Source organism: Pseudomonas paraversuta (assembly GCF_904067025.1).
In the GTDB taxonomy this organism is placed as follows: domain Bacteria; phylum Pseudomonadota; class Gammaproteobacteria; order Pseudomonadales; family Pseudomonadaceae; genus Aquipseudomonas; species Aquipseudomonas paraversuta.
The window spans coordinates 2,627,478-2,645,261 of sequence record NZ_CAJFDA010000001.1 but is presented as its reverse complement, the minus strand read 5'-3'; the positions used below and the strand labels follow the sequence as shown (position 1 = coordinate 2,645,261).

The following is a 17,784-nucleotide window of genomic DNA, read 5'->3' as shown; positions in this document are numbered from 1 at the left end:
ATGCGGGGATCGTTCGAGAGAAGAATTTCCAGCCTTGAAATCTGACCTCCACTGACCCTGACGCACCAATACAATAGTTCGCATAATGTATATTATGTTAAATCACGTATCTGGGTCTGGGTTCGTCCCAATGGCGAGTTCGCTTCGTGACCTCGCGACTGCGGAAAATTGAAACTTTTCCCACTAAACCCTTACCCACCTCCATTGAGTGCGTGCAAATTTAGAACGACCTCGCCCAAAAAAGCTCAATTTTGAAATTTCCTCGCCTTAGACCACCGAAGCAATTTTGCAGATAAACCGTGAACGAATCGATAGATAACGTCCCTCTTAAGCGCTATCCCTACATTACTCGTAGCTTTTGGCAGTCAGATCGGCGCGACGCTGTGTCTCGTACCGTTTCCGAATATCAACCGCAATAAGCCCACTGGCGAGCTGGGGTACCCCAGAGGTGTGGTTGCGCGGCCATTTTCGGTTAATATTTTCTGAGTGTTTGGCGCATATTTTAAGAAAATCTTGGCGCGGTTAAGAAAATCTAGCCAACGACAGGGGAAAAATGGGAAATTTAATGGGGTTACGCCCATTAGATCAATGCGATGGAGCTACCCACTGGTGCGGTAGCAACCGTCCTATTTCACTGGCCCTCTGTGTCGGCAACCGCGTAAGTACATCCTTGAGATAGCCTTACGGGTCATGCCCGTTCATGCGTGCCGACTGAATCACGCCCATGATTGCCGCAGCCCGTTTTCCGCTGCGCAACGACCCTGCGAAGAGCCAGTTTCGGTGACGCCCAGTTCAAAGCCTGCCTTTTTGCCAGCGAAGTCATTGCAGACCAGCTTGCCCTTCCAGTTTCCAAGGAAGTTTCGGGCATGTTCGCCAGCGCGGCTCGGGCTGAAGTCGTAAACGACCGCCACCAGATCGGAGAGTACCTTCAGTGATCAACTTTCCGGATTCATGACGTCACGAATAGCACATGATCAATGGAGCCGGAGTTGGAGTGTCTAGTTTTGTGCGCTCTTCGACGACCCATACGCCAACCGGCCAGATCACTTGCAGCACCAGGAGAATGGTGAACGTCAAAAAGGCCCGAAGCAGATACTCATGGGTCATTTTGATACCGGTCACCTTCTCGTTGACCAGTGAGTAGTTATGTAGGACGGCGCTAGCGAGCTGCTTGGCTAAGCCCGCTTTAGGCGAGCCTTCTTTCCAGGTATTGGCTAGCTCACCTGGACCAAGCTGAGTGAACCCGGCGACTTTGAGCGTTCTGAACGCCCAAGCCCCTGCGCGCAGCAGGAAAGCCACTGCCAATCCAAATAACATGAGGCTAATGCAGCCTAGCCATTTGCTCGACTTATCGCTCCATAGGGTTGGTAGCAGCGAGACAAGTACGGGTATCAACGCCGTGATGGCGGCTAGGTAAATACCTGCTTTCGCATCAGATCCCTTCCGACGGTCAACTTCTGCATCAAAAAGACGCCGCGACTCTTCCAGCACTACGTCGCTGTCTGTCGACCAATCTCCCTCTTGAACAGATGCAGCAATCCCCTGCTTCCATTCCGTATCCTCGGTCTGCTCAGCAGATGACAATGGGATTAGTGTCGGCCAGAGCCAATGGAGCCATTCTTTAGGCTGAAGCAATTGCGCTCACCGTCAACTCGTCTACGATCGCCGCAGCAATAGGGTAACCCGTTAAATTTTCAATCCAAGCCCACTGCCCGTTCGGGTTGATCTCTAAGAACCACAGTTTGCCTGAACGATCGCAAACCAAATCGATACTAGCTTCATGCACTGAAGTTGAACCCGCCGCTCAAGAACAATCTTTTCGTCGCAGCGGGATCTTGACGTACTGTCCCCGGTGAAAAACTCTGCCTGGTATCAGAGGTATTGTTTCTCGCGGCCGGAACTGGTCAGGGGCGCTCAAGATACTCTGCGTAAGGTATCCGGCGCCGAGGGCTGAGAGTATGGAGTCGCAGGTTGATCTCTACTTCTGGCTCTCGGCACGCCGCTGACCACCCGTGAAAAACACCTGCCCTCACTCGGATCGGAGCCTCAGACAATATTCTTCGTCGCCAGACTCAACGCATCGATCTTCATCAGCGGTAACCGATTGCTCCCCGTGCCCGAAAATACCGTCAGGCCGAATCTGAACCCAGTCGCTTCATCCTGAACCGGTCGTTCAGTTTCAAACCACTGCTGATCCGCATCCCCCACCTGCGTATGAACGCAGGATGCAGTTGCCCTTCGGTCGACGTAGGTGGCAGCAGGCTTACAGGGATAATCGTCGCCGGCACGCCACTGCTGCCTCCCCCTGGCACCAGGCTATACGTATAGCTGCTCTGTAGCCCCACCAACACCGGCAGTTCCGTGCTGCCATGCAGCGTCGGCGTCAGCAGACCGGCAAAGAAATCATCCAGCCAAGTCGCGATCGACTCCGGCTTGGTGGCCTGCCGGTCTAAGGCATATCTCGGGATTTCCAGCAATGGCACCATGGGGTCGGCGAAACGGGCGACGGCGGATGTGAACTCGAAGGCCGCTGTCGTCTGGATTGCGGGATCCGGCGCCAGGTGACGGTTACGCGTAACCTGGATCGATGCCCAGCCGTTCTGCAGGGCAAACAGGTCAAGCTCCGCGAACTCCACCGCCCTGGCGGCATCGAGCCGCGCCGCCGCATAAGGCAGCACGGCCGGCAGCGTGGGGTTCTTGGCATCCTTGCGCAGCTCATAGCCCCAAGTAGCCGCTCCCGTCGCAGGGTCGAACTGGATCCGTTTCGGCGCGTAATTGTCCGGGTCGATCAGCACCATTGCCGGCGGCAGGAAGTTGCTGGCAGGCTGCCCGTATTTACTGAAGCTCTGCGGCAGGATCTGCACTTGCGCAGCCTGGGTCTGCTCCTCCGGCATCAGGCGAATCTCGAATGCATACTCGACCTTGTAGGTCGGCTCCACGACAAGGATCGTGGACGATTGGGCCGTGGCCCAGGCCGCAAAGGCTTGGGCCACGCCTGAGATTACTGCGTCAAGCGCGGCGATCGCGCTGGCGGCCATGGCGACATCCGGGTTATCGGCCGTCGTCTTGCCGTCGATCGGACGCAGGTAGGTTTCAAGGTCGCGGCTTACCGCCGGGTGGATCGCCACGAACTGTGCCAGAGCGGCATAGAGCTGCTCGGTCGGCGATGGGCTGCCGCGCAGCATTTCCCCGTCGCTATCACTGTTGAACACCACTGTGGCGCTGACCGAGTCCTGGGCGGCCTGTTGCTGCAAGTAGCTGAAGCGGTAGGTCCAGGTTTTCAGCTGTGCCGGCGCAACCTCCGCCGGATCGATGACGCTGGAACAGCCGCTCTGCGCCACGACCGTCGCCGGCACGGGAAGCGCGCGCAAGGCCACCGGAATGCTGAAGCGCCCTCCTCCGACGGGCTTGATCGCCTGGTTGTAAGGGCCAGTCAGGAAGGTCACCCAGCGTGACTGCTGGTAGTGCTCGATACCCGCTACACCGTGGATATCGTGCTCGACGTGGGTCAGGGCATATCCCAGATCCAGTTCGACATAGGCGTCGCTCTCGGCCGACCGCGAAGTCACCAGGAACGCCAGGGTGCTGGCCTGGGCCTCGGCAGACAACGGAATCTTCGCCGTGGACAAGGCGAAGTTGTCATTGGCCGATACGCCCGCCTTGCCAAGCCCCCCTGTCGGCTGCCCGAAAAGACGTGGCGCAATCACACCGTCTGGCAGCACCGGGGCGTAATGGGCGTTGCTCACGGGGAACACGGCCACGCAGGTGAGGGTGTTGGCGTTGCTCAGGCGGCGCAGCAGCGCCTGTTCCAGCTTGTCCACCGCTGCTTGTTTCAGGCCGCTCTCAGGCTGCTCCAGCACAGGTGTCGCCGTCGAGGCTATGGCACCGGCCAGCAGCTTCTTGGACTGCAGCAACCGGTAGAGATAGCCGGCCTTGGGGTCGTACGGGTCGGTCGGGTTCTCGTTGAGCCCCAGCAAGCGATCGAGCTGGAACATCGGCGTCGAATAGCTCGCACCCAGGCTATCGTCGATGGCGGCCAGGCACTCGGCCAGCCAGACGTTCGGGTCGACATTGGTAAAGGTAGTCGGTAGCGCCGTGCCGGCCGGATAAGCTGACCCGCTCTGGTATCGCTCGATAGCCACCTGCAGGGCCTGCAGGTGGCTGGCAATGGGCAGCGGTGCGAAATAGCACGGTGTATCGCCGATGTCGAAGCTGATCCCTTGGTCACTCGCCTTGGCCATGCGCACCGCCCAGATCGTCGGGGTTCGGGCAGCATTGGGCGTGGCGGGGTCGGCGGAGCTGGTGCCCAGGCGCATCTGCCAGTCGGCGGTGACGAAGACCTTCTCGAAATCCACGGCGAACTGGTCGAGCGCAACCGGGTAAGCCGGCGCCTCGTCCTCTGCCGCAGGTGTCTCCAGGCTGGCGTCCACCGGAATGGTCGCGCTCACCGCGACACCGCCCTGCAACGCTCGCAAGGCGGGTGCCACAAGGGCGGCCTGGCGGCTGAAACGCAACGCCAGATCCAGGCGAATGATGTCGCTGCCCTGGGTCAACCCGGCGACATCCACCGGCATCGAGAGCTTCGTCGTTGCCGGTGGCGTGGCGCTCGCGCCGTTGGCGCGGGCCGCCAGGTAGACAACGACCTGGTCGACGTAGCCGAGGATGGCCTCGCGTGCCGCCTCGGTGAGCAGTTGCTCAGGTGCCGCCAGCAGTGAGTTGACTAGCGACATGGACACGGCCTGGCCATTCAGGCCAGGCACGCCAAGACCATCGTAGTTCTGGTTGAGCTGGAAGTAGATCAACTGGAATCTGCCCAGGTCGGCAATGGCATTGCGCTGCCAGACGGGTATCTCGTCACCGAAGCGCACAGCCTGCAGATGCGCTCTGGCGTCTGCGGGGGCGTACGGCGAGGGATCGAAGTTGAGCAGGACCTCCAGCACCGGCGCGCCCGCAGCCCCCGTGTAGCGATAACTGCGGGTCGTACTCGGCCAGGCATCCAGTGCCATCAGGCGATCACTGTAGCTCAGGGCCATGGGCACATTGCCGAAGGGTTGCGGGTCGCCGGCAGCAGGCACGCTGAACGGGCTGGCGGTGCGGTTGCCGAACAGATCCTGCCAGTCCATATGCAACTGCAGCAGCGTGCCGACACCGATGTACGGGTTGTCTGCGGCCATAGGCAATCCGGGCAATGGCGCCGCCGGTGCCGGGTTGATCAAGGCCTGTTCGGCAAAGCCCAGGGCCTGGCTGTACAGGTACGGGCTGTCCTGGGCGGCAGCGACAAAGCCTGTGCCGCTATTACGCACCTTCGCTGGTTCTGACGCCTCCGGCACATCCCTGGGCCCGAACGCGGCGCTGTCCACGCTGGGTTTGAAGAACGGCGTGGCCACCACCCGTGCCGACAGCAGTTGGTAAAGCTGCAGCAAGGTCGCATGGCTATAGGCGTCGATCTCGGCCTGGGTCGGGCTGGGCCCCAGGTTCGCAGGCTCCAGTCCACGCTCGCGCTCTAGGGTCAGGGCGGCGTTGCTCAGCCCCAGATTGGGGGTGGCATCTAGGGCCAGTGGATCGATCGTCACGGTGGCTTGGGCGAACACGCCGGCGACATCCCGCGCACCATAGCCGAGCGCCACGACATCGGCCTGGTAATAGACGGCCATGGCTTGCAGCGTATCACCCGGCCCTTCCGCCCTCACCTCATAGGTGAACGGCGGGATCCTGAACACTGCCAGGGCGGCCACGGGCACGCCGGGGTTGAAGGCCAGAATGGCGGCCGCGGTGATCGTCGGCGTCACGCCGACCGAGTAATAGGCGGCCATCGCCGCGATGGGATCCTTGCCGTCGCCGACATCACCGGGCAGCAACTGATGATAGAGGCCGGAAACTGGGATCTGTCTGCCAAGTGTCAGGGGCGCGCCAGCGTTACTGGCGATCAGGCCGGCAATGTCGATAGCGTAGGCGTTGCTGATAGCGGCGATACTGGCGTCGGAGGCCAGCGTCAGGCTGGTCGTCGCGGCATTGACCCCGCGCAGTTGCACTACCGACGCCTGTGGATCGATCGCGGCCGTGGTCAACAAGGCGTTGATGCCGTTGAAGATCCGCTGTCCCTTGGGCTGTGCGGCATCCCGGCGCAGGGTCAGCACCAGGGTCAGGGTGGCGATGCCACTCTCGTCGAACAGTTCGGGCGGCAGGCCAGTGCCGTCGGCCAGCAGTTGGTAGAACAGATAGCTGCCGCCAGAGTTGACCGTCGACAGCTCCCAGAGCAGTTTGATGAACTCGGCCGGCGTGTTGGCAATGCCGGTCGGCGGATCGGCCGCCGCCAGCCTGTCCGTCAGCGGCGCCTGTGGCGGATTGGTCTCGGTGGAGAGGTTCGATTGCACGATGAACGAGAGGAATTCACTGTCGGCGCGGCTGGTCAGCCCACTGGCGCCATTGTTGGCATCGGCATAGAGCAGGAACAGGCCGCTGGCGAGGTCTTCACCCTCGCTGGCCATCGCCGTCAGCCAGCGCTCGAGCAGTACGGTCTGAGCCGGGTTGGGGCCGATGATCTCATAGGCGAAACGCGCCAGTGGGCGTGCCGCCGAGCCAGGATTGCCAGGGCCGGGTGGCACCACGTCATTGGCGTTCGGCTGCTCGGGCGCAAGATCCGCAGTTTGGGCCAACTGCTTGATGCGGAATTCGATACGGGTGGCAAAGGTGCAGGCGTCGATGTCGCTGAAGCGAGTGCTCGAGGTCGCGGGGTCGCTGATGCCCAAGGACGCGGACAGCACCGGCATGTACGGCATCAAGGCCGCGCTGCTGGCGATGTGCAGCGCCAGCGCGGCCTGCTTCGCTTCGACGGTCGCCAGCAAGGCATTGGACAGGTCGAACAGCAACGGCCTGGCTTGCGGGCCGGTGCTCGCATCCTGTTGCAGCGTGCCAGGCGAACGGGTCAGCTCCAGCAGGCGGGCCATGTCCGAGGTCGACCAGGGCACAACGTTGGCGACGCTGTAACGCGTCGGTGCCAAGGTCATTTCCGGCTCTGCGGTCAACTGTTCGATCCGTGGCCGGTAACCGTTTTGCCTCACCGAGGCCACGACCTTGGCAAGCAGCGAAGTCTGCGAGGCGATGTCGAAGCTCAGGCTGGCACCGCTGCCCAGGGCAAACCAGGCATAGGCCGGATCATCCGGGCGCGTCAGCGTGACAGGATAGTCACCGGCGCGATCCGCCAGCGGGAACTGCTGACCCGTCAGTTGGTAGACGCCATAGGCCGATTGCGCCGTGGCCCAATGGGGGGCGCCATAAAGGAAGCCGCTGCTCGGGATGCTCAGGCCTGGCGCCACCGGCAAGCGCATGCCGTGCAGCATGTAGCGCGCCGCCGTGCCGGCGGTCTGGCCGAGGTTTCCGGCTGCCAGTATTGCCTGCCACAGGCCATCCTCTGGCAACACCACCAGGGCCGGTATCGCGAAGCGCAGGCTTGCGTCGACCTTGAACAGCCCCTCCTGCACCAGGTTGGCGGCTGTCAGGAAACTTTCGAGGGGAACCCGCAGCGCTTCGGTGATCGAGGCGATGCTATCGCCCGCTGCCGTGGTCACGACCACATTGGGCACGGTCAGCACCACCGAGGCGCTGAGCAGGCCAGTCTGGGTATACAGCGTCGTTTCGCCGGCCAGTCGCTCGACGGTGATGGCGAAGGCCTGGGCGATGCTCGTGAAGCTATCCCCTGCCTGCGTCGTGAACTGCCTGGGCGCGCCATCCAGGGTCAGCGCGATCAGCACGCCGGGGACGATCAGATTGCTCTGGGCCTGGTTGCCCAGGATCAATGCGGCCGCGCTGGTGTTGTCCGGCACCTGTGGATCGGCGTAGCGCGCCGCAATCGCCGCCAAGGTGTCGCCGACCTGCACCATGTAGGCGATGTTGGCGATGTCGAGCTTCAACCCGGGCGTCAATGGGTAGTTCAGGTTCGCCTGCGCCAGCGGCGTGGCCTTCAACTGCCCTTGCTGCAGGCCATTGGCCCAATCGAGGATGGACTGCAGGCTGGTGGCCGACGTCAGCGGATAGGGATAGTCGTCGAACCCATCGATGGCGCTTTGCACCAGTTGTCGTGCCAGCAGGATGAAGTAGTCGGTGAATACCGAGGCGGCCAGCGCTTCCTGGGTGTCCGGCAGTGCCGCACGCGCGGTGCCGGGCGCTGCCGATTCGTCGCGGACGTTGGCCGCCACCGAATTGAAGATGGCACGCAGCTCGGCCTGATAACCTGGGGTTGCGCTGACGTAGTCGTCGTAGTCGATGGTGACCGTGCCGCTGGCATTGTCCGGATCCGGGACTTCCATGCGGAGGAAGCTCAGCGCCGGGAAGAGGGTCGAGCCGGCGTCCAGTTCGGCCTTGCGCTGCGCACTGAGACTGGCGTGGGCGGCAGACACGGTGACGGTGAAGTTGGCTGCCAGGAAGTCCAGCAACTGGTCGCTGCTGAATGGCGCCTGGGCCGGGTCGGACAGGGCCTGCAGGATTCCTTCCAGCAGTGGCCGGGAAACGTCGCCCTGGGTGGACCCAGGCAGCGCCAGCAACTGGCGCTCGGTTTTCGGCACCACACTGCCGATCAACCACGGCAGCAGCGCCTTGCACAGTCGGCCGAACGATGTATCGTCGCCCGCGCTGGCGCCGTCAGCGGTCGGCGCATCCATGGCGAACAGCAGCACCAGGGCGCCCTCCTGCCCCGCATAACCTGCGCCTTCGGCTGCCACTACGGTGAACTGGGTGAGCGCGGTAATTTCCAGGGCGACCTTGTCGGCGGCCGACTGGCGTGCGCTGAAAAGGCGGTGAGCCTGGGTGAAGTCCAGCGTGAATGGGCGTGGGGCAATGCCATGCTCATGCAGCGTGCGCGGTAGCGGCAGCGCTCGCGACTCGATCAATCCCTTGTTCCGGGCGAATACCGGCCCGGCCAGGTTGTTGCTGCCATCCCAGGGCGCCTGGCTGTCGGAGCCGATGGTCAGTTGTTCGGTAATACTGGCCGAGAACGACAGGCTGATCTTGATGGAGAACAGCCCGAGGTCGATCTTGACCGAAACGCTGACCTTGACCGATGCCGACAAGGTCAGCGGGATCTTGCGGAACGACTCGTACTCGATCTTCACATACACCATGACAGTCAGGCTGACATCGGCCTTGATGATCGCAAAGTCGACGGAGCCGTAGAGCTTGCCGATGATCCCGAACGTCCCGGCGAGCTTGAAGTAATAGTCACCCTGGACTTCATTGGCGCTGCCGGTGTTGCCGATCCGATAAGGATGCCATGATGCCAGTGTGCCTTCGATGATGCCGAACACCGTGATCGAGAAGCCGGCCTTGAGAATGCCCTTGTCGATGTAGCGGCCGATGCCCAGCTGCGCGCCAAAGCCGAACACGATGACCGGGTGGAAGGTGCCGCGGGTCGTCTGCGGCAGGTTGGGTGCAGTGGCGTTGGACAGCTTGCCGAAATAGAAGCCCCCCGACCCCAGTACCGGCACCCCGTAGATGATCGCCTGCACCGTGAAGGAGCGGGAGAAATCCATGTTGCTGGGGAAACCGAAGTCCACCAGGAAATCGCCATTGGTGTAGATCTGCAGGCCGATCACCGGCAGCGTCACCGAGAACGCGCCGAAATCCAGGTTGCGCAGCACGCTGGGCAAGGTGAACTCGATCTGGTAACAGCCGATATCATCGGTGATCTTCTTGTACAGCACGTCGATGGCCAGCCCGGCCAGCACCTTCATCTTGTCGCCGTTGAGCGCCAGGCGCAGGCCATACAGGTCCGGATCGTTGAACACCACCATGAAGTCGATGGCGTACTTGGCGCTTTCGCCGATCCGCAGGATCCCGAAATGCATCGCCCCCAGCCAGTTCGAACTACGATTGTAGTAAGGCTGCCCCGGCTTCTGCTGGCTCGGGTCGAACGGCATGCCCGGGCCGCTGGATGCAGGAATGGCTTCCAAGGCCTTGATCACTTCCTGGGTGGTCTTGAACGTCGGCGCGCCAGCGATGGCGATGCGCTGCCCCAGGGCCAGGAGCTTCAGGTCGAAGTAGGCATTGCCCTGCCCCGGCACCGGCGGCATGTTCTGGACGTCCTGCCCGCCCTGCTCCGGGTTGAACAGCGGTTGCTCGTTGAGCCCCGGCACGCTGCAGGATCCGTCGATGGCCAAGGTGACCTTGCCGTCGACCTGGAGAAACTGCAGGCCCTTGATGGTCAGAAAGCCGAGGTCGATCGGCGCTGGCAGGGTGTACTTGGCGGTCACCCGGCTCTTGGCGCCGCTCTTCAGGTCGAACTGGATGGAAAAACCGTTGAGGGCGATCGAATTGAGCACGCTCCACGGGGCCGGCAGCGTGAAGTACGGATCGCCGAGCATCTCCACCAGGGCCGTGATCAGCGAGCCGACGGTCCACCCCGTCAACGAGAACGCCACGACCTGTTTGTCGAAATCGTACTCGGCGCGAAACCCCTTCCAGCTCATCCACAAAGTGCTATTGGCGGGCAGCGCAGCCGCAGCCAGCGGCAAGTCACGAAGCGTCGTCACGCCGCTGCTGGTGGTTGGCGCACCGAAGCGGTAGCCGATCTGTATCGGACCGAGGAAGTCGATATTGATCGTGCCGATGACCGAACCGGCGAATTCCTCGCCCGGCTTGCGGCTGCCGTCGTAGTCGAGTCCGAGCTCGGCCAGGATGTCGATTGGGATCTGTGGCGTCAGCTCGAAGATCCAGCGGATGCGGGTGGAGATCGAGTAAGACGAGCGCGTGCCTGTGGCCGCGACGGCTGTGCTGCGCCGCCCGAGCGCCCGAACCGGGCTGCGCCAGCGCGCACGATCATGGACGTTGCGGGCCGAGCGTGAGTGCGACCGCTCGGTGAGCGCTGCCGACATCGCCTTCGGAGCGACCGGAATGCTGGCCTCGAGTGCCAGGGCCTCGACCGTCAGGGTGCCCGGCAGGAAACTCGGAAGATCGTAGGCACGGAAGAACTGGTTGATCAGATCGGACAGCACCAGGGGCTGGGCCAGCGAAGCTTGCAAGACCCACAGCGGTATCGGCAACGTGCCGTCGTAGGCGACACTCACGTTCGCGGCGACCGGACCGATGATGAGCTGGCCGATCATGGAGCCGGCATACACGGTCTTGCCGGGCTGACCATCGCTGCGGTTGGGCGTGCTGGCGGCAAGATCGAACACTAGGCCGGCGACCTAGATCAATGGCTCGTACACGCCACTGACCGGGTTGATATACTGCACGAAGGGCACATCAATGAAGGCATCGACCTGAAAACCCAGTGCGTAGGCCTTCCTGCTCGGGCTGACCTGCACGAAGATGTCGGAGAAATCGACCGACACGCCGTCGGGCAAGCCGATGGCGCCGCCAGTGATCCCGCGAAGAACGTCGTCCAGCGAGGCCTTTCCGGTGAAGGCCCCTTCGAAGTTCAGTGCACTGTCTATTTCGATATGGAAAAGCCCGCCCGGAAGGCCGTCCTTGGTTCTGAATATTTCCGGAAACAGCTTGAAATCAGCCTCGATCAAACCGCTTGAATCCAGGCGACCGCCTTGCTTGGCCAACGACCAGTTCACCGAGAAGCTGTCGAGCTCGAAGACCTGCTGAGTGGTCGGATCGGAGAACAACGGAATCGGCTGCCCCTGCACGCTGCCCATCAAGACAGACAACTGGTTCCAGTCTGGCCTAGGCTTGAGCGGCCCGCCGAGCTGGAAGCCCAGCAGTTGCACACTGGCGAGGTATTGCTGGAGTACGGGCGGCAGCAAACTGAAATAGCTGCCTCCTGCACCATCCGACATCAGCTTGAGCACTGCAGTTGGCGTGATCGGTGTGTCGGTATCGCCGGGGCCGATGACGAACCGGTATTGCGAGCCATCGGTGCTGACCAGCACCTGGAGGTCGAAGAGCAATGTGCTGCCGTTCGCGCCTTCGACCTCGATCTGGGTCCCGAAGTAGTAGAGCGGGGTCTGCACCGGAACGGTCTCGGCCTCGCCCAACTCGTCGCGCAGTCGTTCACCTTCCTCGTCCTCAATTTCCAGATCCGTTTCGATGAGCATGCCCAGGTGGGGCGTCAGTACACGCAGAAAGAACAGACGCAGATCGTTCCCGCTCGGCAGCAGAGCGCGGATGTGAGTATCGGTGAACAGGATGGTTTCGTTGTCTGCCTTGTCGAGCACGATCGGGCCGACCGTCAACAGCCGGGTAGCCGGCACCGGCAGGTTGGCGATCAGTTGGATCAAGGGCACAGCGGGAGCCGGTACGCTCGTCAGCCCATACAGGTTCTGCCCGGCCTGCATCGCCAGGGTCGCGTTCTGCGCCGCCCATACGTAGTCTTGGGCGGCGCTGGCGAAGTAGAAGCGCTGCTGATCGAACTGCAGCAGGGCGAACGGCCAGTTGGCCGAGGACATATTCGGGAACTGCTCGGACAACTGCCAGCCTGTTGGGATGACGTCGATGCCCAGCAGCGGTGTCTGCGGCGATCCCGCCGCTCCGAACAGGGTGGACACGGCCGTCGTCGCGTTCAGGAAGCTCAGCAGCAGATTCGGGATCGAAAAGCGCTCATCGACGACCGGCGTCACCGCCGCGCGTTCGTACTGGATCGTCAGCCCCGCCGCGCCTTCCGGCAGCCGGTAGGCCGCCTTGATGGCCGCGGTGAAACCCGCCGGTGGTGTCAGCCCGGCTGCGGTGAAGAAGGCGTCGTTGAGGACGACGGGGCCTGTCGGCGCATTGGCGAAGGCATCGCGCAGGATTTGAACGGCGTGATCGGTCATGGTGTTCTCTTCGCTCAGATGTCAGCGACGATAGCGAGATGGTCGCTGGTGCTGCGGATGCAGCCGTAGTTGCCCCAGCCTCGAAAGGCGCCCTGGCGTCCTACGTTGTGCACCGGCGCCTGCGCGGGGGGCGGTGCGCCAAATTGGACCAGGTTGCCCATCCTGATCGGCAGGTTGTAGGTGCCGATCGGAGCAGCGCCAGGCGGCGGCGCAATCGCGCCGTAGTTGGAACCGACAATTCCGTTCAGTACCGTGACATTGGCCATCGGCCCGCCTGCTGCTCCGCCATATCGGGCCAGGATGTTGTCGATTGAATAGAAGTTAGCGATGACGTGGGTGCCGGTATAGCCGTATCCAGGGTAGTACTCTAACTGTGCGTTTCTGCTCCAGTAGCTGGCATGGCTGGTTCGCCGGATATGGGTGGCGAAGTAGCCGGGCCAACCGTTGAGCGGCGCCGGCGGCCCCCCGGGGCGATCGATCCCGAGTGCGTAGCCATTGCCCGCCAGCGTTGCATAGTTGCCGTTGCGCGTAAGCAAAGGATCGTTGTTCAGCAGGTTGACATTGAAGTCGCCAAGTACGACGCGCACCTCGTTACCGGCCAGCGGTCCATCTGCAATTTCCGCGATTCTGTTCAACCTGCGGAGGTAGACGCCCGCCCCCGCATTGGCCGGTGAGTGGATGCAGAACAGCGAGATGTTGCGCGCGACTGGCCGCGGCGCCGGGCCTACGCCCAGCTCGGCAAAACTGACCCAGTACGGTGCGCGCACGCCACCGAAGTTAATGGGCCCGGCCAGAGCAGGGGCAAGGGCAGCCGCATAGGTGAATCCGGTGGCCGCTGCCAGGCGGCTCTGCGCGATGCCCACGTTGTGTGCCGCGCCTGCCGGAACCACTGCATTGGCAACGATAGGCGCCACAAAGGGCGCTGGGTAGGCTGCAACAGGCGGAGGGCCCATCCCGGCAGGATCGAAGGCTGGCCCGACGCCGCCAGGCCACTGCCAAGGCCCGGTAAAGACGTAGTTGGTGCTGTCGTAGTAGACCGCCACCGATTCGCGTGGCCCGGTCTGCAGGGGCGGCACCAGACGCCAGTTGGGATTGCCGGTGGTGGCCTGCAGTGCTGCGAGCAGCGTCAGCGCGCCCGCAGGGCCGCTTCCCCGCGCAAGGATGCCGCGCCCGTCATAGCCGGTGGCCACTTCCACCACCACGAATATGTCGGGTGGAGAGGCTGCTCCCAGGGCGCCGGTGATGCCGAAATGGGCATTGATGTAAGCCAGTCTTTGTACAGAGGCCTGGTTCTGATTCAAGGCCGCACCGTTCTGCCGCCCGTTTCCGGGGTTCGCGATCTTATTGGTGGCGAACTTTTCGATGTTCCAATAGAGGACGCGTGTCATGACGTTTGCTCCTCGCCAGCAGGAGGTGAAAGCCTCGGCGGCTGCCATTCCTGCAGCGCCTCGATGGCCGTCAATGTGCTCTTCGTATCCTGGACATAGGCGGCATACCAGCCGAGGCTCCCGTCGCCAGAGGGATCCCCGAACAGGAAGAAGTTGATCGTCGCGCCCGGTGGCAGCTTGGCGATGCCGAGGAAGCTGAGCCCGATATTGTTCAGGCGCAGAGTAAAGGACGGGGTGGCGGCCGAGACGTGTTCGCGCCGCAACAACAGACTGTCGATGGACAGCTTGAGCACGCCCTGGATCGAGAACAACTTGGCGCCCGGTGCGGCGCCCGGAAGCTGCAGGCCTGTGAAGACAGCCGTAGAGACCTCGCTCGGCAATGAGGTTGGCGCCCAGGCCAGCAGCAGGCGGGAAGTGAAGCCCGTTTGCGAAACCAGTCCGCCCGGCGAGCCCAGGGTGAGCTTGTAGGTGATTGCAAACCAGGGGCCGGAAATTGGCTTGACCTTGGGTTCGACCCCGACTGGTAGAAAACCGAAGTCGATGGGCCGCTTGTCTTCGGCCCCTGCGATGAAGCCATCGACCTGCAGGGCGAGATCGGTGAACACGCTGTGCGGGCGGGCTTGGCTTGCCCCCTGATCCAGCGCCAGCCTGCTGGCTTCGAAGATGAAGGTGACTGCATTCGGCGCGTCCGCGGGCGAGGACATCGACACTTCCAGGCCGGAGAAACAGAGCCCCGCCGCTGGCGCCACCGGCGCTGCATCTGCAGGCGGCCCGAACGACAGCAAGTCCGTTTCGCGCTTGCTCTTGTCCGGCAACAGCACTGACAGCACCGCGAACTCGAGCGCCCCGGACATCAGGAAACGACTGCGCACTATGCCATCGTCGCCGTGGTCGCTGCCGCTCGACAGGGTGTTGAACACCACCCGCTGGATCGCCACCGCTGGCAGCACATTGCTGCCCAGTTGGAAGCGGGTGCTGGCATTCTGCTCGAACACGTAGACACCCGTGTCGCCCTGGCGCTGATAGCTGCCATTGAGCACCACCGCCGTGGCCGGCAGCTTGCCGATGGCACCATATGCCGCAATTACCGGCGACAGGAACAACTGATTGATCGACAACTGTACATGGCTGCGGAAGTCGACCATGGCGGCGTTGCGGAACAGGGTTTGCAGCTGAAGAACCTGGAAGCCGAAATCGCCATTATCGGGAAGCGGTACCGGCATGTCGGGGTTGCCGCCGGCCGCGACGTTGGCCTTGTACACCGGCAGTTCGTAATCGATCAGACCGAACAGGCTGCTGGGCGTCTGCAGCGTCACGCTCGTACCGCTGACCTGCACACGGCTGGCGGTCGCGCCAAAATGATGGGCGCGAAACTGGGTGAAGTCGATGCCTGCGATCAACCCCTTGATCTGATCGGGAAAACCGGAGGGGTCGACGTCGGCGGCCAGCACGATAAAGCCTTGCCAGTTCGGGTCCTGCACGATCCTGGCAAAATCGTCGTACAGGTCATTGCCATCAGCCGCCGCCTTGATGCCTGCAGTCAGGTAGCTCTGCAGGTAGCTCGACAACCCGGTAAGCGCCACCGAGGTGTCGGTGCTGCTACCAGCCGATACCGAGAAGCTGTCCACCTCCACCCATTTGTTCGGATTGCACACCCGCTCCAGCAGCGTACCGTCGCAATACTTCATGATCAGGATGTTGTTGTAGGACGTGCTGTTGAGCGAGTCACCAACCGCTGCGGTCATCCGCCAGTCCGCGATCACCACGTCACGCTCGAACGTGGCCACGTCGCCCGCTAGCGCCGGGCCAGGCACTCCAAGCCTGGCCGGATTGACGATCACGGCCATCAACTGATTGGTCTGGAACAGGTTCTGCAGCTCGGGCGTCAACGCGTTGAACGCGAAGTCCACGCTGCCGCTGGCCGGCAACTTGGCGATCGAGCGCGCCACGACCACTCTCTGGTAGAGGCTTTCTGTCGATGCCGCGGAAGGGGTCTCGACCTCGGCATACAAGCCTTGGGGGGTTGTCGCCTGATGCGTATCGGCCGCGCCGGCTATTGCATGCAAACGGCTTTTGCGGGTGTTCTTCAATGCCGCCAGCCGTGCTATGCCCAGGGCGCCGAGACGACCTTTGCGGGCCGCCGAGAGAATCTGGCTCTCGAAGGCTGCAAGGTTGTCGATCGGCGTCGTCCTCACCCCGGCATAGGGTACGAACGGCAGTAGTAGCAAAGCCGCGTTCGCATCGCTCTGCGGGATGGGCGACGGGGTCGGCAGCGGCCTCAGCAGCGCCAAGCTATCGTTGCCGGCCCCGGCAGCCGGCGCATACAGCGGGCTGCCTTCGGGCTGCGCCAGGTAGCAGGCACTGCCGTCAGCGCCATTGAGCACCGCGGCCCAGGCGGTGACGTAGGTGGTGTCGAGCCGTGGTTTGGGCTTGCCGATCTGCGCTTCATTCATATCGGCCGGTTTATAGGGGAATGCGGGGGCGTAGGCCGCTTGCCCGGGCACAAAACGCAAGCAGTCGAAGGTGCCTGCGGTTTGCCATGGCGCCATCGATATCCGCTCGCTGCCATACAGCCCAGGCATCAGCTCGAAGACCGAGGCGCCCTTCCCTGCCTCTGCCAAGGCGTAATCACCCGCCAGGGTCAGATAGACCGAGCGCACCGGTTGCCCGGCGGGTGTCTTGGGCTGCAGCACCAGGGCACCGCACCAGGGCAATGGCTGCTGGTTGTCGTCGAGGCCATGCAAGGAAATCAGCTCAATGGCCCGGCCCGTCGGCGTGCGATACCAACTGGCAAGCGGGTCGGTGCCGGTCAAGGCAAACTGGGTGCGCAGGATGCCTGCCGGCAATGCCGCGTCGGTGCTGTTGTACAGATTGAGCGGGTCGATGGTGCCACTGTAGGGCAGCACGGCGGCGGCTGGCCCAGAAACGATCGCCGGGTAGATCTGCCGCACCGGACTACCGGCTACCGTATGCAAGTAATGAAAGCCGGTTTGCAAACCGTCGAGGGTGCTTTGCTCACCTGAGCGCAGCAGCGTTCCGACAACGGTGAAGGCCCCTGCATAGGGGCCAACGAATGGCAATCCGGATTCGCCCACCACCGTGGGGGGGCTGGTGTCGTCGAGCATGTTGAACTGCAAACGACCGATTCCGGATCGGAAGAACACCAAGCCCTGCTCGCCGATGCCCATCAGAGTCTGGCCCGGAACCGCAAAGCCCAGCTGTCCGGCCGCCAGGTTGAAGTTATTGGCCGTGGCCACGCTTCCGCCGCCGCCCTCGAAGAAGGTGATCGCGCTCTGAGCAGGTTTACCGAAGGTGGGGCCGTTGGCATCGGGCAACCAGATGCAGGCACAACCACCGAACGGGTCATTGAAGCTTTTCGCCAACCAGTTCCCGATGGCCGCGACGAATTTTGCAATGGCTTCCTCGTCGCTCAAGGTCGGGGCCGCAGGCGCAAAAAGGTAGTGGCCCTTCTTGAAGCTCTCGGCGAACGACAGCGTTGCCGGTGGGTCACCGCCCAACCAGACGAAACCGACCCACCCCGGCGCTTGTTCCGGGTCGTTGAGCGTGTAGAGCTTACTTGCGAAATAGCGGCGGAAAAGCGGCGCGTTGGCGTTCATCGCAAGCTCCAGATTCCGGCCAGGACC

General features: G+C 62.6%; 5 protein-coding genes and 1 pseudogene. All 6 read right to left on the bottom strand.

The features are described 5' to 3' along the window. Positions 1 to 585 precede the first annotated feature (585 nt). Positions 586 to 920, bottom strand: a pseudogene (locus JQ848_RS12050) (transposase domain-containing protein); the annotation flags it as partial. A gap of 37 nt (positions 921 to 957) precedes the next feature. After that, positions 958 to 1,635, bottom strand: a complete 678-nt coding sequence (locus JQ848_RS12045) for a UbiA prenyltransferase family protein (RefSeq protein WP_010657015.1) — start codon at positions 1,633 to 1,635, stop codon at positions 958 to 960. 494 nt (positions 1,636 to 2,129) lie between these two features. Next, positions 2,130 to 11,168 carry a LysM peptidoglycan-binding domain-containing protein gene (locus JQ848_RS12040; protein WP_202210746.1) on the bottom strand — a complete coding sequence of 3,013 codons (9,039 nt, stop codon included), beginning with the start codon at positions 11,166 to 11,168 and terminating at the stop codon, positions 2,130 to 2,132. Positions 11,169 to 11,180: 12 nt separating this feature from the next. Beyond that, positions 11,181 to 12,752, bottom strand: coding sequence for a hypothetical protein (locus JQ848_RS12035; protein WP_202210745.1), 1,572 nt, complete (start codon positions 12,750 to 12,752; stop codon positions 11,181 to 11,183). Positions 12,753 to 12,766: 14 nt separating this feature from the next. Continuing rightward, positions 12,767 to 14,140, bottom strand: a complete 1,374-nt coding sequence (locus JQ848_RS12030) for a hypothetical protein (protein WP_010657013.1) — start codon at positions 14,138 to 14,140, stop codon at positions 12,767 to 12,769. Then, positions 14,137 to 17,757 carry a hypothetical protein gene (locus JQ848_RS12025; RefSeq protein WP_202210744.1) on the bottom strand — a complete coding sequence of 1,207 codons (3,621 nt, stop codon included), beginning with the start codon at positions 17,755 to 17,757 and terminating at the stop codon, positions 14,137 to 14,139. Before JQ848_RS12025 ends, JQ848_RS12030 begins: the two co-directional genes overlap by 4 nt. Between the last annotated feature and the right edge of the window lie 27 nt (positions 17,758 to 17,784).

Bases quoted from the DNA above. Each gene is read 5' to 3' on its own strand.
- JQ848_RS12030 (WP_010657013.1), bottom strand. From the start codon at position 14,140: ATGACACGCGTCCTCTATTGGAACATCGAAAAGTTCGCCACCAATAAG.
- JQ848_RS12025 (WP_202210744.1), bottom strand. From the start codon at position 17,757: ATGAACGCCAACGCGCCGCTTTTCCGCCGCTATTTCGCAAGTAAGCTC.
- JQ848_RS12035 (WP_202210745.1), bottom strand. From the start codon at position 12,752: ATGACCGATCACGCCGTTCAAATCCTGCGCGATGCCTTCGCCAATGCG.